Annotated in this window: 11 protein-coding genes; 2 read left to right on the top strand and 9 right to left on the bottom strand. The window is 71.6% G+C overall.

The window, feature by feature from the left end; all coding sequences use genetic code 11:
- Position 1: 1 nt before the first annotated feature.
- Together ACFHW1_RS08815 and ACFHW1_RS08810 are read right to left on the bottom strand one after the other, a co-directional pair.
- Positions 2–1534, bottom strand: coding sequence for a protein kinase domain-containing protein (locus tag ACFHW1_RS08815; RefSeq protein WP_416567701.1), 1533 nt, complete (start codon positions 1532–1534; stop codon positions 2–4).
- 123 nt (positions 1535–1657) lie between these two features.
- A complete protein-coding gene (locus ACFHW1_RS08810; RefSeq protein WP_416567700.1) occupies positions 1658–3151 on the bottom strand; it encodes a GH1 family beta-glucosidase in 1494 nt (497 codons plus the stop codon).
- A 917-nt stretch (positions 3152–4068) separates the two neighbouring features.
- Between ACFHW1_RS08810 and ACFHW1_RS08805 the strand changes: the two genes are divergently transcribed.
- On the top strand, positions 4069–6981 hold the full coding sequence (locus tag ACFHW1_RS08805) for a glycoside hydrolase family 48 protein (protein WP_416567699.1): 2913 nt from the start codon (positions 4069–4071) through the stop codon (positions 6979–6981).
- 239 nt (positions 6982–7220) lie between these two features.
- On the opposite strand, the gene ACFHW1_RS08800 is transcribed toward ACFHW1_RS08805, so the two are convergent.
- The 7 genes from ACFHW1_RS08800 to ACFHW1_RS08770 form a co-directional block, all read right to left on the bottom strand.
- Positions 7221–8327, bottom strand: a complete 1107-nt coding sequence (locus tag ACFHW1_RS08800) for a hypothetical protein (protein ID WP_416567698.1) — start codon at positions 8325–8327, stop codon at positions 7221–7223.
- A gap of 94 nt (positions 8328–8421) precedes the next feature.
- Positions 8422–9078 (bottom strand): DUF3159 domain-containing protein, encoded by a 657-nt coding sequence (locus ACFHW1_RS08795; protein WP_416553416.1) that lies wholly within the window; start codon positions 9076–9078, stop codon positions 8422–8424.
- A gap of 32 nt (positions 9079–9110) precedes the next feature.
- Positions 9111–11477 (bottom strand): transglutaminaseTgpA domain-containing protein, encoded by a 2367-nt coding sequence (locus ACFHW1_RS08790; protein WP_416615210.1) that lies wholly within the window; start codon positions 11475–11477, stop codon positions 9111–9113.
- Complete coding sequence (locus ACFHW1_RS08785; protein ID WP_416567697.1) at positions 11474–12673, bottom strand: DUF58 domain-containing protein; 1200 nt, start codon at positions 12671–12673, stop codon at positions 11474–11476. The genes ACFHW1_RS08790 and ACFHW1_RS08785 overlap by 4 nt, the downstream gene beginning before the upstream one ends.
- Before the next feature lie 11 nt (positions 12674–12684).
- Positions 12685–13680, bottom strand: coding sequence for an AAA family ATPase (locus ACFHW1_RS08780; protein WP_416553410.1), 996 nt, complete (start codon positions 13678–13680; stop codon positions 12685–12687).
- A 52-nt stretch (positions 13681–13732) separates the two neighbouring features.
- Positions 13733–16351 carry a fibronectin type III domain-containing protein gene (locus ACFHW1_RS08775; RefSeq protein ID WP_416615216.1) on the bottom strand — a complete coding sequence of 873 codons (2619 nt, stop codon included), beginning with the start codon at positions 16349–16351 and terminating at the stop codon, positions 13733–13735.
- 300 nt (positions 16352–16651) lie between these two features.
- Complete coding sequence (locus ACFHW1_RS08770; RefSeq protein ID WP_416553408.1) at positions 16652–17806, bottom strand: tetratricopeptide repeat protein; 1155 nt, start codon at positions 17804–17806, stop codon at positions 16652–16654.
- Positions 17807–18081: 275 nt separating this feature from the next.
- On the opposite strand from ACFHW1_RS08770, the gene ACFHW1_RS08765 reads away from it, so the two are divergent.
- Entirely contained in the window at positions 18082–25698 is a 7617-nt protein-coding gene (locus ACFHW1_RS08765; RefSeq protein ID WP_416615209.1) for an SDR family NAD(P)-dependent oxidoreductase, read from the top strand.
- Positions 25699–25703 lie beyond the last annotated feature (5 nt).

Raw genomic sequence — 25703 nt, 5'->3', positions numbered from 1 at the left:
CTCAGTCGGCGACGTCCGCCATGAGCGTGGTGAGCATGAGGTCGAGCTGGATGGAGATACTGGTTTCCACTGTGCCCTCTCGTCGGTGTCCGGCGAGTCTCGACCTCAGCTCGCCGGCCCGGTGTCGTAGCTGCTCAGGCGTGGCACCTTCCGCCACCGAGACGCGCAACTGGTCGGCCGCGTCGCGTAGGTCAGCTGCGGCATCCGCACGGATCCGCCCGTCGGTGGAGCCGTCGGCCACGAGCAGATCGAACTGCTCCACCACCCGCGCCGCCGTGGCCAGCAGCTCCGGCGGCGTGTCATCCGACCCGGTCGGTGGCCCGGTCGCCTCGGTCACCGGCGCAGTCGCAACCGGCGAGGGCACCGCCGCGTGTTCGGCGGCGGGCAGAGGTGCGCCGAGTACCGCGGCTGCCACGACCGCGAAGGCGAGCAGCGCCGCCGCGCCGGCCCCGGCAAGACCGACCGCTGTCGGGGACAACCGGGCGCGGTCGGTGGGCGGTCGAGCGCCGGCCGGGTTCGCCGTGCCCGCTGGACCGGCCGGCCGCGCCACCATCGCGGCCCGCCGCGGTGCCGGCCGGCCCGGCTGGGTCACCAACGCGGCCCGCCGCAGCACCGGCCCATCCGGCCGGGCCATCGGCAGCCGGTCCACCAAGGTCCGGCCGCCGGGCGAAGCGCCGACCGGGCGCGGGCCGGGCAACGGGAACTCGACCATCACGCCGAGCACCGTGTGCAGGGCGTCGGCGACCTCATCAGCGGCCGGGCGCTGGGCCGGATCCCGGCTCAGGCAGGCGAGGCAGAGGTCGGCGGCCGGGGTGGGCAGTCCGTTGGCGCGGGGCCGCGCCGGCGGGTCCGGCCGCTGCAGTCGGACGGCCGCCTCCCGCCAACTGCCGGCGGGCACGGGTGGTGCCCCGGTCAGCATCTCGTAGTAGAGCGCGCCGAGGGCGTAGACGTCGGCCGCCGGATGGGCCGGCCAGTGGTGCAGCCGTTCCGGTGCGGCGTACGCCGGGGTGCCGAGCAACCAGCCGGCGTCGGGCGCAGGTCGGCCGTCGGCCACCGCGGCGATGCCGAAGTCCAGGATCTTGGCGCCACTGGCGGTGAGCATGATGTTGCCCGGCTTGATGTCCCGATGCACCACCCCGATCCGGTGGGCGGCGGCCAGGCCGCTGGCCACCTGTGCGGTCAACCAGACCGCAGCCTGCCAGGGCAGCGGCCCGCCAGCCAGTCGGGCGGCGAGATTCTCCCCGTCGACCAGTTCGAGGACCAGAAACGGCACCACGTCGGTTTCGATGATCGCTGCCTCGCCGTAGTCGTACACCTGGGTGACGTGCGGATGCGTGATCCGGGCTGCGGCCTGAGCCTCCTTCCGACAGGCGGCCCGTACCGCTGGCGCGATCGGCGGCGTGAGCGCCTTCACCGCGACCGGTCGGCCGAGCAGTTCGTCGCTGGCCCGCCACACCTCGGACATCCCACCCAGCCCGATCCGGTCGACCAATACGTATCTCCGGTCGAGACGCAACCCAGGACCGAACACCATGGTCACAGTCTGTCCTGGTGCGTGTGTGGTTTGGTGCGGTTTTCTGGTTACCGACGGTGAGTTCCACCGGAGGATGTAATCCCGGCCGTCTCCCGCGCGGCCGGCCATGGGGCATCGTCTCTGTCAGATGGCGTTCTCCGAGATCACCCGTCGATACCAGTGTGCGCTCCGCTTGAGGATCCGCCGCTGCGTCGGGTAGTCGACGTAGACCAGCCCCCAGCGCTGCTGGTATCCCTCGGCCCATTCGAAGTTGTCCAGCAGCGACCAGACGTGGTAGCTCTCCACGTTGACACCGGTGCTGATCGCCCGATGCACGGCGGCGAGGTGATCACGGAGGAAGGCAACCCGGCCAGGGTCGTCCACCGAACCGTCCGCCGCCAACCGGTCCGGGGTGGGCAGACCGTTCTCGGTGATCGTGATCGGTACGGTGCAGTACTCCCGGTGCACCCGGGTGAGAACGTCGAACATGCCGTCCGGGTGGATCTGCTGCCAGTCCGCCTCCGAGGTCGGCCAGCGTCGGACCGTGCTGCCGTTCGCGGCGACGTAGAACGGGGTGTAGTACTGGACGGCCAGCAGGTCGATCGGCTCGGCGATGACATCGAGGTCACCGTCGTGGATCCCACCGGCCAGCCGGCTGGCCGGGCCGAGATCGGCAAGGACGTCCGCCGGGTAGCTGGCGAGGAAGATTGGGTCTAGGTACAGCCGGTTCTCGTAGCCGTCGTACAGGCGGGCCGCAGCGGCGGCGGCCGGGCTGCCGTCGGCGGGGTAGCAGGGATGCAGGTTGAGCGCCGGGCCGATCCGGCACGCGGCCCGCTCGGCGCGCAGCGCCTGTACGGCCAGGCCGTGCGCGAGTTGGAGGTGATGGGCGACCAGGTACGCCGCGTCCGCGTCCGGTCGGCCCGGTGCGTGATGCCCGCTGAGGTAGCCGTTCTGTACCACGGTCTTGGGCTCGTTGATCGTCAGCCAGATCGGGACCTCGCTGCCGAGGGCGTGGAACAGGATCTGGGCGTACTCGGCGAAGCGGTACGCGATGTCGCGCTGTTCCCAACCGCCGAGGTCCTGCAGCGCCTGTGGCAGGTCCCAGTGGAACAGGGTGGCCATCGGCTCGATGCCCCGCTCGACCAGCCCGGCGACCAGCCGGCGGTAGAAGTCCAGCCCGCGCTGGTTGGGCTGCCCGGTGCCGTCGGGCTGGATCCGTGGCCAGGAGATGGAGAACCGGTAGCTGTGCAGCCCGAGCTTGCGCATCAGGTCGAGGTCATGGCCGTACCGATGGTAGTGGTCGGCCGCGACATCGCCGGTGTCGCCGCTGCGGGTCCGACCGGGGGTGTGGCTGAAGGTGTCCCACACCGATTCGCCCCGGCCGTCCTCTTTGGCGGCACCTTCGATCTGGTAGGCGGAGGTCGCCGCGCCCCAGCGGAAGTTGTTGGGAAAGTGCAGACCGATCGGACGTTCGGGATCGCTGCGGTGGCGGACGGCCGGGTCGGCTCCGGTCACGCCGGCTGGGTCGGCTCCGGTGGTGCGCCCGGTGCCGGTGGCGCGGCCTGGATCGCCGCTCGCGGCGCGGACGGCGGAACGCTCGGCCCGGCGGTGCAGGTGTCGGCGGGACAGTACGGCCATCGGGCTCTCCTGACAGTGGTGTCCGATCCACTGCGGTGCGGCACGGGCGCGCGGATGCGCCGGTCAGGTGGCGCGGATGGGGGATCGGCGGTGGTGGAACCGGGTCGCGTCGGCCGGACGGCCGGACGGGGTGCCGGGTCGACCGATCTCCTGCCGGGTGCGGGGAAGTAGTGTGGGGACGGGGAGGGCAACCCCCGTCCCCACCATCAGTTGCTCTCACGCACGAGCGGTTTGGCGTCCAGGTCGTGCGTGACGCGCGGGAGCCGGGCCACGCGAGTGGCTCTGGATCCACCTCCTCTCCCGGGTGGTGTCTGCAACTGCCGGCGGAGTCCGGGCTGGCCCGCCGTCAGCTGTACGACCGGTAGCGGTGTGCTCCACCGGGGCGGCGGAGCACGGCAGGTACGGTGTACTCTCACGTGTTGCAACATCCATCGATGGAAGCGCTCCCATCGACGTTGGTTCTGGACTGTAGTCTCCGTCACGGGTTTGTGAAAGACCCAAAACGAGATCGAAACATGTTGGTGGCGTGAGTGAGTTCGTCCGCGCCTGACCTTCACTGGTGAATTGCCTGCTCAGCGTGAGTTCGTCTCGGGTCCGTGGTGGGTTGTCGAAGGTTGCCACTTGCTGCGGGAGCGCTCCCATGTAACACTGTCGACCATCGCAGGTGGGAGCCAGCAGACCACGCGACAGCGGCAGCCGAGGGCATCCGACTCCGTGTCGGTACGGCGCCACGCAGTGAACCGGAGCCGCCGGTCCGGCGCCCCTCCGTCGTATGCAGACCCCGGTCCGGGACGGGTCGCACCCATCCGGCGCCTGGCGTCCGACGCGCTGCTCCACGACATCGCCCACCGCGCCCAAGGCGCCAAGCCGAGGTGCACCTCACTGCCTCGGCCTGGTTCGCGAGGAGAACCCCGCACATGAGATTGACCGCGACGAGACAGCGGCTGGCAATGCTCGCCGCTGGCGTGATGGTCGTCGGAGGTGTCGCCGCCGTTCCCGGCGTCGCCAACGCGGCCACCGCCTGCGACGTCGTCTATTCGACCAACGACTGGAACAACGGCTTCACCGCCAACGTGACCATCGAGAACCTCGGTGATCCGCTCACCGGGTGGACCCTGCGCTTCACGTTCCCGGGCGGCCAGCGGGTCACCCAGGGCTGGTCGGCCAACTGGACCCAGTCCGGCAACGTGGTGACCGCGACCAACGCCGCCTGGAACGGAAACCTGGCCACCGGTCAGTCCACCAGCATCGGCTTCAACGGCTCGCACACCGGATCCAACCCCCGGCCAACCTCGTTCTCCATCAACGGCGTGACCTGTAACGGCGCGGCGGAGAACCAGCCGCCCACGGTTGGCTTGACGGTGCCGTCGGGGCCGTTCATCGCGCCGGCCGACGTCCCGCTGACCGCGACCGCCAGCGACCCTGACGGCACCATCGACCGGGTCGAGTTCTACCGTAACGGGCTGCTGGTCAACACCGACACGACCAGCCCCTACCAGTACGTCATGGAGGACCTGCCGGCCGGCAACTACACCGTGCAGGCTCGGGCGTACGACAACGCCGGCGCCAGCGCCACCGCCGAACGGTCGTTTACCGTCAACCCGGCCAATCCCGGTCCGACGCTGATCGCCACGCCCTCCTCGGTAAGTGTCGAAGAAGGCGGCAGTAACACCTTCAACCTGCGGTTGAACTCGGCTCCGACGAGCAACGTGCCGGTCAGCCTGGCGATCTCCGGCGACAACAGCATCACCCGGTCGCCGTCGTCGGTCACCCTCACTCCGGGCAACTGGAACACCGGGGCGACGGTCACCGTGTCGGCCGCAGAGGACAGCGACACGGTCAGCGGTACGGCCACGATCACCGCCACGGCGAGTGGTCTGGCACCACTGGCCATCGTGGTCACCGAGATCGACAATGACTCGCCTGGCGGCGACAACGAGTACATCGAGCGCTTCCTGGAGCAGTACGGCAAGATCAAGAACTCGGGGTACTTCAGCCCCGAGGGCGTGCCCTACCACTCCATCGAGACACTGATCGTCGAGGCCCCGGACCACGGCCACGAAACCACCTCCGAAGCTTTCAGCTTCTGGATCTGGCTGGAGGCCAACTACGGCCGGGTCACCGAGAACTGGGCGCCGTTCAACAACGCGTGGACCGTGATGGAGCAGTACATCATCCCGGGCACCGCCGACCAGCCGACCGCCGGTGTCCCCGGTACCCCGCAGTACGCTTCGGAGTACCTGCGCCCCGACCAGTACCCATCGCGGCTGAACCAGAACGTTCCGGTCGGCACCGACCCGCTGCGCAACGAGCTGCAGTCGGCGTACGGCACCGGCGAGATCTACGGCATGCACTGGCTGCTCGACGTGGACAACGTCTACGGCTACGGCCGCTGCGGTGACGGCACCACCCGACCCGCGTACATCAACACCTTCCAGCGCGGCCCGCAGGAGTCGGTCTGGGAGACCGTCCCGCAGCCGTCTTGTGACACCAAAGTGCACGGTGGCCCGAACGGCTACCTGGACCTGTTTATCGCCGAGGACAACGCCCCGGCTTCGCAGTGGAAGTACACCAACGCGCCGGACGCCGACGCCCGCGCCATTCAGGCTGCCTACTGGGCGCTCGTCTGGGCGGAGGAACAGGGCAACGAGAGCGCGGTCGCGGCCACCGTCGCGAAGGCCGCCCGAATGGGCGACTACCTGCGCTACGCGATGTTCGACAAGTACTTCAAGCAGATCGGCAACTGTGTCGGCCCGTCCAGCTGCCCGGCCGGTACCGGTAAGGACTCCGCGCACTACCTGATGTCCTGGTACTACGCCTGGGGTGGCGCCACCGACACCTCGGCGGCCTGGTCGTGGCGGATCGGCTCCAGCCACAACCACTTCGGCTACCAGAACCCGTTCGCCGCCTGGGCGCTGACCAACGTGCCGGAGCTGCGGCCGCGCGGCGCCACCGCGGTGCAGGACTGGACTGAAAGCTTCGACCGGCAAATGGAGTTCTACCAGTGGCTGCAGTCCGCTGAAGGTGCCATCGCCGGCGGTGCCACCAACAGCTGGAACGGCTCATACGCCCAGCCGCCGTCGGGCACCCCGACCTTCTACGGCATGTACTACACGGAGCACCCGGTCTACCACGACCCGGGCAGCAACGAGTGGTTCGGCATGCAGGTCTGGTCGCTGCAGCGGGTGGCCGAGGTCTACTACGTGACCGGTGACGCTCGGGCCAAGCAGATTCTCGACAAGTGGGTGCCGTGGGCCATCTCGCACACCGAGATCGGCACCGGCGGGGACTTCTCGATCCCGTCGACCATGGAGTGGAGCGGCGCGCCGGACACCTGGAACCCGGGCAACCCCGGTGCGAACAACAACCTGCACGTCGAAGTCGTCGGCACCGGTCAGGATGTCGGCGTTGCATCGGCGTACGCCCGGACCCTGATGTGGTACGCGGCTGCCTCCGGTGACACCGAGGCCCGCGACACCGCCAAGGGCCTGCTGGACGCGTTGTACGCCAACGCCGACGCGCAGGGCTCATCCACGGTGGAGACGAGGGGTGACTACCGTCGCTTCGACGACGTCTACAACGCCTCCACCGGGCAGGGTCTGTACATTCCGAACGGCTGGTCGGGCACCATGCCCAACGGCGACGTGATCGAGCCGGGCGCGAGCTTCCTGGACATCCGGTCGTTCTACCTGGACGACCCGGACTGGCCGAAGGTCGAGGCGTACCTCAACGGTGGGCCGGAGCCGGAGTTCCGCTACCACCGGTTCTGGGCACAGGCTGACCTGGCGATGGCCTACGCCGACTTCGGTCACCTGTTCCCGGACAACTGAGACCGGTGTCCGGGTGGGCGGCCGGCCCCGCCCGCCCGGACACCTTCACCACGATCCATCACCTGAACCGACACCGACGTACCACCGTCCCACCAAACGGTTCGACACCGCCTGACGGTGCCGAACCACCGCAGACGGCCTGATACCCACGGTCAGGCCCGCCCGTGGTGGGTCGGCCGGGATTGGCCAACGCAGCGATCCCGGTCGGCCCACCACACCCTTGTGTTCGTCGGCTGAGGTCAGCCCCGGTAGCACCGCCAGCTGTACGCGTCCCGACGACTGCCGACCTCGGCGATGACCGGCTCGCCGTACCGACCGGCGCAGGCCCGGCGGACGTCGAGATCCCGGTCATGACGGGTCCAGGGCCGGACGCATTCCCAGTCGGTGCCGTTGTCCGGCCAGTCGCGCGGCCACGCCATCCACTCGCCGCCGTGCTCCTGTTTGCAGTAGCTGTCCAGCATGCCTCGGAGATCGTCGCTGTTGTCCGGGCCGAGCAGCTCCGGCTCGCCGCCCCCGGGCGGAGCGGCGCTGGACGCCGGCGGGTCCTCCGACGGGGGCGGGGGAGGGGGAGGGGCGGGGTCGGACGCGGGCTGTTCGGGGGGCACGGCCGGCGGTTCGGCCTGCCGCACCTCGGGTGACTCCCCGCCGTCGCCGTTCCCGGCGGCCGGCGAGGTGTCGGTGACCTCCGGCGTGACGGTCGCGGCCGGGGCGCTGCCCGCCGTCGCGGTCGGCGAGCCCGTCGAACTCGCCGGGCTCCACAACAGTCCGTTGCCGGAGACGAACGGTGCCGAGCACAGCAGCGCCACCGCGGCGACCGAACCGGCGGCCACCACCCAGCCGTACCGGCGGGCCAGCGCGATGAACCGGTCCGGCTCGTCCGGTGGCGCGGTCGCTGCCGGTCCTGGCAGGGTTCCCGTCGGTCCCGGCCCGGTGCCGGCCGCTCCCGCTGACGGTTGTGCCGATTCCGCTGCGGTGCCGGTCGGTCCAACCGGTGGTTGTGCCGGGCCGGCGGGCCGGTTCGCGTCGGCGGCGTCGGCAGCGGGATGGACGGCCGCAGGGCGGACCACCGGCTGCTCGACCGTCGGTTCGTCGAACGCGTCAGCCTGGCGGTCCGCGGCCCGACGGCCCCGGCGAGCCGTGGCGCTCGACGGCTGGACGATCGGCTGCTCGACCGTTGGCTGCTCGACCGTTGGCTGCTCGACCGTTGGTGCGTCCGGAACCCTCGGGCCCGGCGGCCGGCCACCGGGCAGCGCGTTCAGCTCGACGGTCGGCTGCGTGAGGGCACTGTCCGCAGCGGAGTCGCTGCGAATGGTGCCGCGAGCGGAGTCAGCAGGTTTCTCGGCCACGGAAACGTCTGCCTCCTTGTGCGGATGCGGTCGGGACAGCGTGTCACTCTAGTCACATCCGTACCGGCCCCGGGTCGTACGGGAGGCCGATTCGTCACCGTAGGTCGGCCGGTAACGGATGGCGTATCCCCGGGTGTCCAGCCGGAAGCGACCGGCGGAGCACCCACCAGCTCACCGCCAGGCAGGCGGCGACCAGCGGCCAGGTCAGCGCGACCCGTAAGGCGGCCAGCGCCATCACCTGGTCGGCGAGATAGAGCGGGACGAAGACGGCCACCCGGGTCACGTACTGCCCCACCCAGACCCAGCTGGCCCGACCGTATGCGCGCAGCAGCGCCGGATCCCGGCGCCACCGGGTGCGTTGGCCCAGCACCGCGCCCACCACCACGCCGAGCAGCGGCCACCGTACGACGATGCTGAGCACCCAGGCCAGTGCGCTCGCCGCGTTGGACAGCAGCTGCAGCAGGAAGTAATCGGACGCCCGACCGGTGCGCAGCGCGATCACCGCGGCGACGCAGACGGCGATCAGCCCGATCAGCACCGACCGGGGCCGGTCGCGACGCCACAGGCGTACCCCGGCGATCACCACACCGACCGCGACCGCGCAGCACACGCCGACCCAGATTGACTCCCCGCCGGCCACCCATCCGACGCCGTACGCCACCGCCGGCAGCGTGGCGTCGATGGCGCCCCGTCGCCCGCCGAGCAGCTGCGCGAGTGACTCCGTCTGGGTGTCGCCCGATGTCCCGGTCACCGTCCGCCTCCCGCCGCCGTCCTTAGGTAAGGCTAACCGCTCCCTGTGGTGTCGGCGGTGGCGGCTGTCCGCCGGCGACCGTCCCAGCGCAGCGGACCGGGGTGCAGCGACCAGACCAGCCGCTGCCACCACGGCCGCCGGGCACGTAGCGCCGCCACCCAGACGGTGGCGTAACCACCGGCGCGCCGGGCCTGCTCGTCGTCGGTCTGCCCCGGTGCGAAGCTGGCGAGGTTGACCAGCTCGGCCAGCGGGTCGAGCCGGGGCAGCGCCGCACCGTCCGGCAGCGCCCGACCGTGTCCGGCCACTTCGCTGGCGGACATGTGCACCCCGGCCGGGTGACCGGCCAGCCGGAGCGCGTCGAGCACCTCGAGCCAGGCCCCGCAGATCCGGTGCGCGGGTAGGCCGCTGTCGAGTCGCCGGTCGCGTAGCCGGCGACGCAGCAGCAGGACGACGCCGATCCATCCGGCGGCGCCGGCTCCGGCCACCGTCGCCGCGACGACGCCGAGCAGCCAGCCAGCCGGCCGGCCACCCGGCGGTGCGGAGGCCACTGGCGGCGGAGTCGACGGCGGCGGGTCGACCGTCGGTAGCGCGGACGGCTCGACCGGCGGCGGCTCGTCCGGTGCCGGCCGGAACTCCTCCTCGATCGGGCGCGGCGCGCTGTCCGGTCGGGGCAGCGGATCGAACGGCACCCAACCGACACCGGAGAAGAGCACCTCCGGCCAGGCCACCGCGTGCCTGCCGTGCACCGACGCGTCGCCGGACGGCACCACGAACCCGACGACCACCCGGGTGGGCAGCCCCATCAGCCGGCCGAGCAGCGCGTAGGCGGCGGCGAACTGCTCGGAGGTGCCCCGCTGGCCGCCGGCGTCGCGCGGCCCGAAGAGGAAGAAACCCAGATTCGGGTACGCGTGCCCGCTCGGCGCGTCGGCGACAAGGTGGTAGTGGTCGGCGAGGAACTGCTCGACGGCCAGCGCCCGCTGGTACGGCGCACCGTTGTCCCGGGCGAGCTGCTGGGCGAGCCGACGGATCTCCGCGGGCACCCCGTCGGCCACCCGCAGGGTCCGGGCAACCGACTCCCCGGCCGGCACGTCTGCGGTGGTCAGCGCGTTCAGCGGTGGTCGACGCGGCACCGAGTCGACGGCGTACGTGACGCCGGGAGTGAGACCCTCGGGGTGCAGCAAGGTGCTGCTGGCCCGGTCGTAGGCGACCCGGACGCCGTCGACCCGTACCGGGGCGGTGATCGCGGGTAGTAGCCGGCCGGACAGCTCGGCCACGGTGATCTCCTGGCGTACGGCGTCCGTTGACGACGCGTCGGTTCGCGACGCCGCAGCGTCCTCGACCGGCGGCAGCACCCGGCCAGCGTTGCGATAGGTCCCGCCGACCCGCCAGGTGATGCCGTCGTAGTCGTGCAGCACAGCCAGGGTCAACCGCAGCGCGCCGTCTCCGGTCGGACGCGGGCCGGCCCCAGCAGCTCGTCGCCCGTCCACCGTCGAGACCAGCGACGCGCCGACCCGCAGGTCGAACAGCGGCTGGTCGGGATTGAGCGCCCAACCGGAGATCCTGATCAGGGGATTCTCGTCGAGAATCTCCACCTGCGGCGGTGCGACGTAGCGGCGTGGGTCGACGTCGGTCGTCGCGATCCGGGCCACCACCCACGGGGCGCTCACCACCACCAGCAGCAGTACGGTGGCCGCGCCGGCCAACGACACCGCCGCCGTCCGCAGCCGTACCGCCGTCAGCGCGCCACCACCGCCACCGCTGCCCGGCCCGGCCGGCTGGTCGACCGTTGCCGCTGGCTCGCTCGGCCGGGCAGCGGGCACCGGTGCCGCGGTGACCAGCAGCCCGACCGCCGCCGCCGCGACGAACAGCAGCGCCGGCCACCGGGCCGGCTCGGCGTTCGGCCCGACCACGAACGCGGCCGCGCCGAACAACAGCAGCGGCGGTAGGCAGCCGAGCAGCATGCGCCGGGCCCGTACCGCGAGCTCGGTCGCGGTGAAGCCGGCGAGCCAGCTGGCCACGACCGGAACCACCACCGTGTCCGGCACCGCCTCCATCGGGATCATCGCGGTCAGCAGCCGGGGAACCCCGTTCGCGGCGGCATCGGCGAGTAGCCGGGTCACCGGGCCAATCAGCTCCGCCCGGTCCGCCGTCCACCATCCGGCCGCCAGCAGGTAGCCAGCCATCAGCACGACCGACAGCGGCGCCACCTGCCAGTTCGGTAGCCGCCGGGCGAACGTGCCGACCAGCACCGCCGCTGAGCCGGCGCCGGCGATCAGCCAGCCGGCCGCCGCCCCGTCGTAGATCCGGCCGAGCAGGACCGCTGCTGACCCGGTCATCGCGATCAGCGCCGCCGCCACCGCGCCGAGACGCGCCAGCCTGGTCGTCCGATCTCTGGTCACCGGTCACCTGCCGCATCCCAGCCGGCGGCGAAGCCGACCCCGTCGTCCGCTTCGACGAACAGCACGCCGGCCAGCCCGGTCGGGGCGCCCACCGCCGGTGCCCCGACCGCCGACGGGTCGACGGCACCGGTGATTCGGCCGACCAGAACGCTCGCGAATACTGCGCGCAGCCCACCGATACGGGCGACCGCGTCCGGATCGCCGGTGCCTGCCAGATAGATCAGGGTGTCGCCGGGTCGTTGCTGACGCAGCTGGTCGCAGACCTGTCGGACCGGGTCCCCGCCGGTCAGCCGGTCGGTACCGGCCAGCGTGACCTCGGCCAGCCGGTCCAGCGGGTGCCGACTCGGCGTGTCGTCCGGCGGCGGCTGGTCGACGACCATCTGCAGCAGCACCGGAAGGTCGGCCCGGGTCGCCGCATCGACCACCGACGCCGCCGCCTCGCAGGCCGACTCGAACGTCGCCGACGCCCCGTCGGCCTGGTCGTGGTACGCGGCCGTCCGGTTGTCCAGCAGCACCACCATCCGGGGCAGACTGGTGTCGACGTGTTCCCGCACCATCAGCTGGCCGATCCGGGCGCTGGTCCGCCAGTGCACCCGGCGCAGTTCGTCGCCGACGACGTACTCCCGCAACGAGTCGAAGGTGATGCTGCCGTGCGGCACCCGGTCGATCTGGCCGTCCAGGCTCCGGGCGATCCCGGCCGGCACCGCACGCAGCGGATGCACCTGTGGGCGGATCCATACCCGTACCGGTTCGCCGTCCGCCCGTGCCACGGCGACTAAACCGAACGGGTCGCGGCGGAGCACCCGCAACGGGCCGACCGGGAGCACACCCCGGCGATTGGTAGGTACCGGATAGCGCACCGTGGTCGTGGCGCCGGAGCGCAGCTGGGTCAGCGGCACCGGAATCCACCGCCGGCCGCACCGCTCCTCGGCGAGGACGCTCGCCACGCCCCACCGCCGCAGGTTGCCGACCTGCAACGTCACGGTGCACGCGTCGCCGCGGTTCACCCGGTCAGGTTCGACGGTACGGCGTACCCACAGCCGGGGCTGCCACAGCGCGTAGCCGGCCGCGTAGCCGACCACCGTCAGCCCGGCGGTGCCGAGCAGTGCGAGCTCCGGATAGCCGAGCACGGACCCGACGGCGGTGAGCAGGGCGGCGGTGACGCCGAGGCCGAGACAGCGGGCGGTGACGTTCATGGGTCGGCGGCTCAGGCCCCGGCCGCTGCCGGCTGGCCGGCCGGTAGCGGCACCGGGACCGACCGGACCACGTCGGCGAGCACCTCGGCCGCCGTGACGCCACGCAGTTGGGCGTCCGCGGTGAGCAGCAGCCGGTGCGCGAAGATCGGCTCCAGCAGGGCCTTCAGATCCTCGGGCAGCACGAACCCCCGGCCGCCGATCAGCGCGTACGCGCAGGCCGCCCGGGTCAGCGCGATCACCCCGCGTGGACTGACCCCCACCCGGATCTGCGGGTGTGTCCTGGTCGCGGCCGCCAGCCGCACCGCGTACCCGTACAACGGGTCGGCGATGTGCACCCGCTGCGCCAGCTGGATGAGCTGGCCGACGGTGGCTGTGTCGGTCACCGGGTCGAGCGCCTCGGGGGACCGCAGGGTGGCCCCGCGCAGCACCTCGATCTCGGTCTGCTCATCGGGGTAGCCGACCGACAACCGGACCAGGAACCGGTCCAGCTGGGCCTCCGGCAACCGGTAGGTGCCGTCCATCTCGACCGGGTTCTGGGTGGCCACCACCAGGAACGGCCGGGGCACCGGATGCCGGACGCCGTCCACGGTGACCGTGCGTTCCTCCATCACCTCCAGCAGCGCCGACTGGGTCTTCGGCGAGGCGCGGTTGATCTCGTCGGCGATGACGATGTTGGCGAACACCGGGCCGGGATGGAACTCGAACCCCTGGGTGGACTGGTTGAAGATGGTCACTCCGGACACGTCGGCGGGCAACAGGTCGGGGGTGAACTGGATCCGACGCCAGTGGCCGTGCACCGTCGCGGCGACGGCCCGTGCCAGCGTGGTCTTGCCCACCCCGGGCACGTCCTCCAGCAGGACGTGGCCCTGCGCGAACAGGGCCGTCAGGGTCAGTCGCACCACCTGCGGTTTGCCCAGCACCACGGTGGAGATCTCCCCGGCCAGTCGGGCGGCGGTCGAGGCGAAGCCGGTCACCTCGTGGGACGTCAGCGGGGTGGTCGTGGTCACTGCGGCTGGTCTCCTCGCCAGGGTGGATCGGTGGCTGTCCGGGTGGGCGTTGTCAGCAGGTGGGCAGCTGATTCAGGTCGTCGCCGCCGGCCAGGTTCAGCCAGGCCCACGGGATGTAGTTCTTCCCGCTGTACTCCACCCGGATCCACCAGGTGCTGGCCTTGCCGCCGTTGTAGATCCAGGCGTCGACGTGTCCGCCCTGGCGGCGGCACAGCGCGGTGAGTCGGGTGCCGTCGGGCACCCAGCCGACCTGACTGCTGTTGTCCTGCTCCGGAACGGAGAAGATCTCATTGCCGTTGCGTCCGGGAACATCGTCGTCGCAGTAGGTGCGTTGCTCACCGTCCGGGCCGTTGACGCAGGTGGCGGTGCCGTACAGGTCCGCGGTCGCCCGGCTGTGGGTGGCGGTGCCGGTGCCGGCCGCGTTGCTGGCCCGGACGGTGAACCGGTAGGACCGTCCCGGGTAGAGTCCGTCGACCCGGATGCTGTCGCAGCTGCCGGTGACGGGGGCCGCGCCCTCGGCCGCCGCGCTGCAGGTGACGTTCCCGCCGCCGGCATCCACCGAGAAGCTCAGGGTGACCGAGTTGGTGCCGGCGGTGGCACCGGTGACGGTAACCTTCGGCTCGGCGACGGTACGGGCCGTGGTACTCACGGCCGAGCCCTCCCCGGCCTCGTTGACCGCATGCACCGAGACCGTCACGTCGGCTCCGTCGCCCAGCCCGGTCACGGTGACGGCGGTGCCGTCGGACACCTCGGTGCGCTGGTCGCCGGCGGTCACCACGTATCGGGTGATCGGCCGCCCATTGTCCGGCGCTGGCGACCAGCCGACCCGGAGTGCTCCCCGTTGGTCGGCGACGGTGGTCGCCTCGACGGCCGCCGGCTCGCCCGGGGTTGTATAGGGCACCACCGAGTTGCTCAACGGTGACGCTGTGGAGTTGGCTCCCTGGTCGCTGACCGCGACGACGGTGAACGCGTACTGCCTGCCGTAGTCGAGTGACCCGGGCGCGAGGACCAGCTCGGTGCCGGCGACGTCGCCGACCGGCGCCGTGGCCTCGGCCGAGACCGCGGTGACCGTGTAGCCGCCGATGACGTTGCCCTGGCCGTCGGCGGCCGGCCAGCTCACCGCGACCGAGCCGTCCGCGCGGGCCTGCGCGGTGACGTTCGCCGGGGCGTCGGGCACCTCGGCGGTGGGGACGACCGGGTTGGACTCCCGATCGGGACCCGCGCCCTCGGCGTTGACCGCATGGACCGAGAACCGGTACGTCTCGCCGTTGACCAGCTCGGTGATCTCGAACGACCGTTGGTTGGCTCCCACCTCGAAGCTGCGGCCGTCGCCGGTGACCACGTACCGCTGGATGCTCGAGCCGTTGTCCGCGGCCGCCTGCCAGCTGACCCGCACGGTGGTGTCGCCGGCCGCCGCGCTGACCGCGCGTGGCGCATCCGGTCGGCCGACCGTCGGCTCCGGTGGTGGTGGCGGTGGTGGTGGCGCCGGCGGTGGATCACCGCCGAGGATGTCGTTGGCGTACTTGTCCACCTGCCGTACCTCGTGGGCGTCGGTGACGACCCGGGCGGTGGCCGCGTCGGGCGCGTTGATGAACAGGTGGTTCTCCCGGACCTCCAGGTCGAGCGGGCCGCTGGTTTCGGTGACGTCGATCGACGGGAGCAGTGCTCCCGCTCCGTCGAACGCGAAGATCTCCCGGCTGCGTTCGTCGGCGCAGTAGACCCGGCCCGCCCAGCTGACGGCGGGACGTAGTGCGGATCCGCTGCCCGGCACCGACAGCTGCCGGACCTCGTCGTCGACCAGGACGATGCGTCGCCGCTCGGGAACAGTGACCGCGACCAGGCTGCCGGTCGTGCGGGCCGGCAGAACGCCCGAACCGTCCAGGTCGAGCGGCACCTCGCGGCGGTCCCCGCCGCGCAGCAGGGTCAGCGCGCCCGCTGTCCGGTTGAGCACCGCGACGCCGTCGTCGAGTGCGGAGATGGTCAACTCGTTGCTGGGCGGGGCGACCGGCACGGTCCGGACTCGGGCCGGCCCGGCGGTGGCATCGGCGGCGTCCGTTTCCGGCTCGGTAGCGGCTGGCCGGGGGATCGATGAGTCGAAGACGGACTCCGCCACGCCCTGCGCCGGGTTGCTCGGCAGCGGCGCGGCGGTGATCGCCGAGACGGTGCCCTCGCTCGGCACTGCGATCCACAGCCGACTCGCGCCGTCGAAGTGTCCACCGGCGATCCCTGGCGGGTAGCGCACCGGGTCGCCGACGGGCTGCAGCGACCTGGGGTCGATCTGACGAACCACGCCTTGGACTGCGTCGATGATGAAGGCCGCGTCGCCTTGCATCGCCACGCTCACCCCGAGCCCGGTCGTGCTCTGGACTGTCGCGCCGACCTGCAACGTGGCGAGATCGAGCGAGCTGACCTTGCCGGTTGCCAGCTCGCGCAGGATCAGGAACTGGTCCGTCTGCGCCACCTGAGTCTGGCGGCCCTGGGCGTCGGCGACCTCGACCCGGGTGTCAACCCGCCCGGTGAGCCCGTTGACCCTGGCCAGCTCGCTTCGGGCGGAGCTCCACAACCACGAACTCGCGTCGTAGCCGGCCGCCGCGTGGTCGGCCGCGCCGAGCCCGAGCACGGTCAGCCCCATTCCGACGACGAGCGCGGTGACCGTGCCGACAGTTACCAGCGTGCCGCGGCCGCGTCGGCGCCGGCTGTCGGGTCCGGCGCTCTGCCGTGTGCCGCCGTCGTGTGTGTTGCCGTCGCCCGTGGTGACCACAGTAGGTCGCCTTCCGCCCGTCGGTCGTCTGATGTCCGTCGTCCGTAGCGCCGGCCGAAGCCGCCCCCGACACCCGGCCGGAGGCCATCCTATGGGGCCGTCACGCTCACCGGAAACTGCTCTGGCAGTCCCTGTGGACAACGTCGGACGGGATTACCGAAGAACTGCTCGGAGATTCATGTTTCCGCTGATCAACACCGAGTTCGTCGACTAGTCCGGATCGGCTGTCCGACGGTCGGTGCAGACCTGGTCCGAGGGGACGTACTCGTCGGCGGAGTAGACGGCGAGCACCGCGAAACAGTAGTCGAGTTCGGGATTCAACCCGTTCACGGTGAATACGGTCTGACCGGGATTGACCGTGGCGAGTGCGCCGAGTTGCTGTCCGCTACGACCACTTGCGACGATGAACGGCACCGTTCCCGCGGTCGGGTCGGACCAGGTCAGCGTCACGGCCGTGGTGTCGTCGGTCAGCCGCAGGGCGGTCGGCGGGTCGCCGACCGCAGTGGGGTCGGACCCTGGACGTTCCGGTCCGGTCGGTGTGGTGGCTCGTCCGTCGAGCAGGACGGTGACGCCCACGATGACCACGACCACGGCGGCGATGACCGCTGCGGCCGCGGCGCCGACCGCGACGACGACCGGTAGGGACTGCGGCGGTGCCGAAACGCCCGCGGCCGGTCCGGTCACGGCGGTGGACAACGGCGGCGGCCGATCGGCGGCGGTCGTTACCTCCCGGCCGGAAACCGGGGGTGCCGGTGCCGGCGGTGTCGGCCGGGTGGGCGGTACCGGTCGGGTCGGCAGGTCTGGCTCGCGCTGCGCGGCGGTGGGAGCCGGATCGACCGGGGCGACCGACGGGCCGGCCAGGTACTCCCGGGCCGCCCGGACCTGCCAGTGGTCATCACCGAGCTGCGCCGGGCCGGCGGCGGCGACCCGGGCGAAGTTGCGGCGGGCCTCATGCCGGTTGCCCAGTTCTTCGGCGAGCGTCGCGAGCTCGTACGCGATAGCCAGCATGACCGGCTCCCGGTCACCCAACCGTAGTTCGCCTGCTGCCAGCGACTCCTCCAACAGCCGTCGGGCGGCTGTTGGGTCGCCGGCCTCACGTTGAAGGCGGGCCAGCAGGTGCGCGGTCCACAGGACCTCTGGTTCGTCCGTGCCGAAGGCGTCGCGGGCCGAATCCAGCGCCCGCAGCAGGTATTCGCACGCGCCGGCGAGGTCCCCGCCAGCACGCATGGCGGCCGCGTTGTCGCGGACACCGACGAGGAGGGAAGGCTGGGCCACCTCGCCATGCTGCCGGGTGCCGTCGGTCCACCCGGCCCCGGGGTACCGAACGGCATCGTCGAGGAGCTGGATCCAAGCGTACGAATCCATTGCCTGACCGTCCGGTGTGACCTGAGTTACCGGACCGCTTCGGGGCTGGCCTGGTTGCCGGTTGCCGTCGGAAGTCGGGCAGTTGCCCTGGTTCTGCCCGCACCAAGTCGGCGTTATTGATCGGCAGAGTTCACACGGTCGTAACTGGTTGCCGCTAAGTTTCTCCGCAGGGTGACATGGATTGATGCAAAATATTCGCTCTGAGCTGCCGCAACGGTGGATCCTCCGGCGGACAGCTTCGAATGCGGGACCACTGCTCACGAAGCGGGAGTCTGATGAGTACTGCAGTCGACATGCGTGACCTGGTGATCGCCTACACCCCCTGCGGCGAGATCGAGTCGAGCCCACGCATCGCCAGCGCGGTCCGCCGGGGCGGCGGCACCGGCGTGCTCGACCTGGCCGGAACCCGGCCACAGGTCCTGCGCGCCGTGGAGCAGTTGGCCGCCTGGTCGGACGGGCCGATCGCGGTCCGCGTACCGGCGAGCTGTCCGGCCTCGGTGGACGACCTCGAACGGCTCGCCCCCGGCCGGGTGGAGCTGGTGGTCGTCACCGGCGAGCTGCCATGGGACCTGTCCGAACTGGTGACCCGCTACCGCGTTCTCGTCGAGGTGACCAGCCTCGCTGCGGCCCGGACCGCAGCGGCGGCGGGTGCGCACGGGCTGATTGCCCGCGGCATGGAGTCCGGTGGCGAGGTCGGCGAGCTGAGCACCTTCGTCCTTGTCCAGCAACTCACCGCCGCCGACCTGGGCGTGCCGGTCTGGGCGCTGGGCGGGATCGGGCCATACACGGCCGCCGCCTGCGTGCTGGGCGGGGCCGCCGGTGTGGTGCTGGACAACCAGCTAGCCCTGATGCCCGAGTCGGACCTGCCGGCCGACGTACTGACCGCTATCCGGCGGATGGACGGCTCGGAGAGCGTCCTGCTCGACGGATACCGGGGGATCCCACGGGCTCCGCGTCGGCCGGGCGCGGCCGGTGTCCCGGCCCGCGCCGACCTGCTGCCGGTCGGCCAGGACGGCTGGCTGGCCGCCGAGTTCGTCGGCCGCTGGTCCGATGCCGCGGCTGCGGTCCGTGGCATCCGCGAGTCGATCGTTGACGCGGCGACTGACGCCGCTGCGGCCGAGGTACTGCGCTCCGGCGGTCCGTTGGCCCAGGACCTCGGCCTGCGGGTGCCGGTCGCGCAGGGCCCGATGACCCGGGTCAGCGACGAGGCCGGCTTCGCCGCAGCAGTCGCCGCCGACGGGGCGCTGCCGTTCATCGCGTTGGCGCTGGCCACCGCCGAACGCACCGAGGAGATGCTCACCGACACCGCCGCCTGCATCGGCGGACGTCCCTGGGGCGTCGGAGTGCTCGGCTTCGCGCCCGAGGAGATCCGCGCCGCCCAGCTCGACGTGATCCGGCGGATCCGGCCGGACTTCGCCATCATCGCCGGGGGCCGCCCACCACAAGCCAGGGAACTGGAACGGGAAGGGATTCGGACCTTCCTGCACGTGCCGTCACCGGGGCTGCTGCGCCAGTTCCTGCGCTCCGGTGCCCGCCGGTTCATCTTCGAAGGCGCCGAGTGCGGCGGCCACATCGGCCCCCGGGCCAGTTTTCCGCTGTGGGAGGCGCAGCTCGCCGTACTCGCCGAGCACCTCGCCGGTGCGACACAGGAAGAGGCAGCCGAGATCCAGATCTTCTTCGCCGGCGGCATCCACGATGACCGGTCGGCGGCCATGATCGCCGCGATGGCCGCCCCGCTGACTCGGCGAGGCGTCCGGGTAGGGGTGCTGATGGGCACCGCCTACCTGTTCACCGCGGAGGCCGTCGCGCACGGCGCGATCCAACCAACCTTCGCCCGGATGGCCCGGGAAGCGACCCGGACCGCGTTGCTGGAGACCGCACCGGGACACGTGACCCGGTGCCTGCAGAGCGACTTCGTCGACGACTTTCACGCGCTGCGAGCTGAGCTCGAGTCCGCCGGCCTGGAGAACCGCCAGGTGTGGGAGCACCTCGAGCTGCTCAACGTGGGCCGGCTGCGGATCGCCAGCAAGGGTAAGCGGCGCGACGGCGACGCGCTGGTGGCCGTCGACGAGGCGGCCCAGCTCAGCGAGGGCATGTTCATGGCCGGCCAGGTTGCGGTGCTGCGGGAGCAGGAGACCACTGTCGCGGCGCTGCACGGTACGGTCACCGATCAGGCGGTCGCCTTCCACACCGCCCGGTCCCAGCGGCTGCAGGCCGACTGGACCCCGGCCGAGCCGGAGGTGCCGGCGGAGCCGCTGGACATCGCCATCGTCGGCATGGCGTGCATGCTGCCGAACTCGCCGGACCTCGCTGCGTTCTGGCGTACCGTGCTGGACGGCGCCGACGCTGTCACCGAGGTGCCACCGCACCGGTGGAACCCGGACATCTACTACGCGCCCGAGGTCGGACCCGGTCAGACCGGCCGGTACAGCGTCTCGAAGTGGGGTGGCTTCCTCGCCGAGGTCCCGTTCGACGCCATCGGGTACGGGATTCCGCCGTCCGCCCTGGCCAGCATCGACCCCACCCAGCTACTGGCCCTGGAGGTCTCCCAGCGGGCCCTCGTCGACGCCGGCTACACCCCCGGCAGCGACGGGGTGGACCACTCCCGTACCGGGGTGATCTTTGGAGCCGAGGCCGGCAGCGACATGGGGCACGCGCAGACGCTGCGGACCATGCTGCCGGCCTACCTACCGGAGGTTCCCGGTGAGCTGGACGAGCAGCTGCCGACCGTCACCGAGGACTCGTTCCCCGGCATCCTGGCCAACGTCATCGCCGGTCGGGTCGCCAACCGGCTCGACCTGGGCGGCCCCAACTACACCGTCGACGCGGCCTGCGCCTCGTCGCTGGCCGCCATGGACGCCGCCTGCAAGGAACTCGCCAGCGGCGGCAGCGACCTGATGATCTGCGGTGGTGCCGACCTGCACAACGGCATCAACGACTACCTCATGTTCACCTCGGCGCACGCGCTGTCCCCGACCGGGCGGTGCCGTTCGTTCGACAGCGCCGGTGACGGGATCGCGCTCGGCGAGGGCGTCGCGGCCGTCGTGCTCAAGCGACTGTCCGACGCGCAGCGCGATGGCGACCGCGTCTACGCGGTGGTCAAAGGACTCGGCGGGTCCAGCGACGGACGGGCCCTGGGCCTGACCGCGCCCCGGGCGGCCGGCCAGCGGCGGGCCCTGGACCGCGCGTACCGGCAGGCCGGGGTGTCGCCGGCGCAGGTCGGCCTGATCGAAGCACACGGCACCGGCACGGTGGTCGGCGACCGTACCGAGCTGGAGACGCTGACCACGGTGTTCAGCGAGGCGGGTGCCACGCCCGGCAGCTGCACCCTCGGGTCGGTCAAGTCGCAGATCGGGCACACCAAGTGCGTGGCCGGTCTGGCCGGTCTGATCAAGGCCACGCTCGCGCTGTACACCGGGGTCCGGCCGCCCACCCTGCACGTGACCCGGCCCAACCCGGCCTGGCACCCCGAACGGAGCCCGTTCGCCTTCGAGACCTCGGCGCGGCCCTGGGCGGCACCGGCCCGCGAACGCGTCGCCGGGGTCAGCGCCTTTGGGTTCGGCGGCACCAACTTCCACGCGGTGCTCAGCGCCTACGCCGACGCACCCGAACCGCGACACGCCCGCGACGAATGGCCGGCCGAGCTGTTCTGCTTCCGGGCCGGCGACCGGGCCGGCACCCACCAGGCGATGCGGGTACTACTGGACACCATCGACACCCGCGACGCCCTGGGCCGGCGTTGGCGGTTGCGCGACCTCGCCGCCGCCCAGTCCCGCCAGGCTGAGAACCGGTCCGGCCCGGTGCAGGTCGCCATCGTCGCCAGTGACCTTGACGATCTGGCCGGATTGCTGAGCCGGGCGATCGCCGGCGAGCACGATCCGGCGCGTGGGCTGTTCCAGCCGGCTGAGCCACCGGGCGCGGACGGTAAGGTCGCCTTCCTCTTCCCGGGCCAGGGCAGCCAACGCCCGGGCGCGTTGGCCGACCTGTTCGTCAGCTTCCCCGAGCTGCAGCGGTTCCTAAGCATCGGCCGTGACTACGTCGAACCGCTCTTCCCACCGGCCGCGTTCGACCCCGAGTACGACCGGGGTCAACAGGACAGGGTCCGGGACACCCGGATCGCCCAGCCGGTGCTCGGCATCGGTGGGCTCGCCGTGCACCACCTGCTCGGTCGGCTGAACATCCGGCCGGACCTGGCCGGCGGGCACAGCTACGGCGAACTGGTGGCGCTGTGCGTCGCCGGCGCATTCGAGGATCGGACACTGCTCGAGCTGAGTCGCCGGCGCGCCGACGCGATCCTGACGGCCGCTGGCAACGATCCCGGCACGATGGCCGCAGTGGCGGCCACCGCCGAGCAGATCGGTGAGGTGCTGTCCGGGGCCGGGCTGGCCGGTCAGGTGGTGCTCGCCAACCACAACGGCCCGCGGCAGGTGGTGGTCTCCGGCCCGACCCCGGCGGTGCGTCGCGCGGTGTCCGTACTCAAGGAGAAAGGTCTGTCTGCCCGGCCGATCGCGGTGGCCTGTGCGTTTCACAGCCCGGTGGTCGCCGACGGCGTCACCGCCTTCAGATCCATCCTCGACGGTCATCCGGTGGCTGCCCCCAGCCTCCCTGTCTGGTCCAACCGCACCGCCCAGCCCTACCCGGGTGGTGCAGACCAGATCCGCGACGAACTCGCCGCGCAGATCGGCGCCCCGGTGCGGTTCGTCGACCAGATCGAAGCGATGTACGCCGCCGGAGCCCGCGTCTTCGTCGAAACCGGTCCCGGCCAGGTACTCACCCGGCTGGTCGACGCCGTCCTGGGTGAGCGCCCTCACGTGGCGGTGGCCTGCGACGGTCGGCGGGCGGACGGACTACGTGGCTTTCTCTCCGCCGTCGCCGAACTGGCCTGCGCCGGGGTCCCGGTGCAGACCGACTGGCTCTACCGCGGCCGGCGAGTTGCCGAGATCGCGTCCGCCCCGCCGCCGTCGCGTCCGGTCTGGACAGTCGACGGGCAGCTGGTACGCGACCAGCATGGCCGGCCGCTGCCCGGCGGCATGACGCCTCCCCGACAAATCAAGGAGCTGTTGATGAGTGCATCCACCGAGGCCGGAAACGGTCGTGGTCTCGGCAACGTGTCCGGCAACGGGCATAATCCAAGCAACGGGCATGGCAACGGTGTGGCCCATGTGCCCGGCAACGGGATCAGCCACCTCCCAGCTGCCGATGCCGGGGTCCGGCCCGTCCCCGCAGCCGGCTACCGGGACGGGCGCGACGAACTGATCAGCGAGTTTCTGCGAACGAGTCGGGAACTGATCGCCTCCCAGCGGGACGTGATGTTGGCGTACTTCGGGGAGCAGCCCCCGGCCGGCAACGGGTGGGTCGGGCCTGCGGCATATCCGTCGGTGGTGGCTCAGCCGGCGATCGCCGCGCCGAGCAGCTACCCCGAGGTGTCCGCGCCGACCAGCGCACCCCGGGTGACCGATCTGCCGGCCATCCCGGCGTCGCCTGCCGACCCGACGCCTCCGGCGGCACCCGCCGCCCAGGCTGCTCCGGCGGCACCCGCCGTCTGGCCCGCTCCACCAGTGCGCGAGGACGTGCCGGCGGCCACGACGGTCCACAAGACCCCCGCACCGGCTGTCGCCGCCACGTCGGTGGCGACCCCCACGGATCCCGTGTCGACGGCAGCGACGGTCGCGGTACGGCAGGCGGCTGTGTCGGTGGGGGTGGCGCAGTTCCAGGAGGCGATTCTGGAGGTGTTGAGTGAGCGGACCGGGTATCCGGTGGATTTGATTGAGTTGGATTTGGATCTTGAGGCGGATCTGAGTATCGATTCGATCAAGCGGGCTGAGGTTGCTGGTGAGGTGGCGACCCGGTTGCGGTTGTCGGTGGATGGTGACGAGTCGGAGTTGGAGGAGCTGGTTCGGGCTCGGACGGTGCGCACGATGGTGGCGTGGTTGGCCGAGAAGATGGCGGCTGATCAGGCACCTGAGGCGGCACCGGCGGCATCTCCGGCCGAATCACCGGCGGCCGTCCCGACCACGGCCACCGCGCCGGCCGTCCCGACCACGGCCACCGCGCCGGCCGTCTCGGCGCCCGCTGTGTCCATGTCGCCTTCGGCGGCCGGGCCGGCGGCTGTGTCGGTGGGGGTGGCGCAGTTCCAGGAGGCGATTCTGGAGGTGTTGAGTGAGCGGACCGGGTATCCGGTGGATTTGATTGAGTTGGATTTGGATCTTGAGGCGGATCTGAGTATCGATTCGATCAAGCGGGCTGAGGTTGCTGGTGAGGTGGCGACCCGGTTGCGGTTGTCGGTGGATGGTGACGAGTCGGAGTTGGAGGAGCTGGTTCGGGCTCGGACGGTGCGCACGATGGTGGCGTGGTTGGCCGAGAAGATGGCGGCTGATCAGGCACCTGAGGCGGCACCGGCGGCATCTCCGGTGCAGCCGGCCGGATCCGGCCCGGACAGCGGTACGGCCCCACGTCGACTCGTCGCCCGGCCAGTTCCCGCCACCGGCGCGGTCGTCGCGCCGGAGACGCTCGCCGGCACCCGGTTCCTGATCACCGGCGGGTCGCCGGCCCTGGCACCGCTGGCCGAGCAGCTCGCCCAGCACGGCGCGGCAGGCGCCACCGGATCGATTCACGCCGGTGGGTCGGACCAGGTGGCCGGCTACGACGGCGTGATCATCCTGGACGGGCTGAGTGACAGCGGCGGGTCGCTACTGCCCGGCAGCTTCCCGTTCATCAAGCAGGCCCTCGCGGCGGGCGTGCGGTGGCTGGTCGCCGCCGGCACCGCCGGTCCGCGAACCGACGGATTCGCCGGCCTGTTCCGGACCATCCAACGGGAGTACCCGCAGGTTTCGGTGACCTATCTGGAGGCACCGGCGGGCGCCGACCACACCCAGCTTGCCACCGGCCTGGTCACCGAACTGCTCAGTGGCGGACGGACCCCGATCGTCACCTGGTCGGCGACCGGCCGGCAGACCGTCGACCTGGCCGCGGTCGATCTCGGCCCGCTCGCCGCAGGCGGTGCCGGACCGGCCGGTGACGGTGTCGCCGAGACCCAGGCGATCGGTCTGGACCAAGACTCGGTGGTGGTGCTCGTCGGTGGTGCCCGGGGCATCACTCCGTGGTTCGCCCGTACTCTGGCCGCCGCCAGCCGATGCCGCATCGAGCTGATCGGCCGTACCCCGCTGCCGCAGGAGGCGGAGTCCCCGGCGCTGGCCGTTGCGGCGGACAAGCCGGCGTTGCGGGCCGCGCTGGTCGCCCAGGGGATGCGCGCACCGGCGGAAATCGACCGCACGGCCACCGCGATCCTGGCCGCCCGCGAGGTCCGCGCGACCCTGGACGAGCTGCGGGAACTCGGCAGCCAGGTGCGCTACCACAGCCTCGATGTCACCGCCGCCGACGCCACCCGGCAACTGCTCAAGGAGATCCAGGGTCAGCACGGACGGATCGACGGCCTGGTCTACGCGGCCGGCCGGATCGAGGACAAGCTGATCGCCGAAAAGGATCCGGCGTCGTTCGCCCGGGTGTTCCAGACGAAGGTGCAAGGTGCGGTGACGGTGCTCGACGCGCTGCGCGACGGCTCCGATCCACGCTTCGTGGTGCTGTTCGGCAGCATCGCGGCCGCGTACGGCAACCGGGGTCAGAGCGACTACGCCGCCGCCAACGACGCGCTCGACCGGATCGGTGGCCGGTGGGCGGCCGGCACCGGGGTACGTTGCCTGACCGTGCACTGGGGTCCGTGGGCGCCGGGCTCGGTGCACGGCGGGATGGTCAGCGCCGAGCTGAGCCGGGAGTACGCCCGCCGGGGCATCGACCTGATCGATCCCGAGGAGGGCGCGCTGAGTCTGCTACGCGAGCTCGCCTGGGGTGACCGGGCGGTCACCTCCGTGGTCTACACCGCCTCGGGATGGTGAACCAG

Source organism: Micromonospora sp. LOL_014 (assembly GCF_048060245.1).
In the GTDB taxonomy this organism is placed as follows: domain Bacteria; phylum Actinomycetota; class Actinomycetes; order Mycobacteriales; family Micromonosporaceae; genus Micromonospora_E.
The sequence above is the reverse complement of the archived record's forward strand: the minus strand, read 5'-3'. Positions and strand labels throughout refer to the sequence as shown.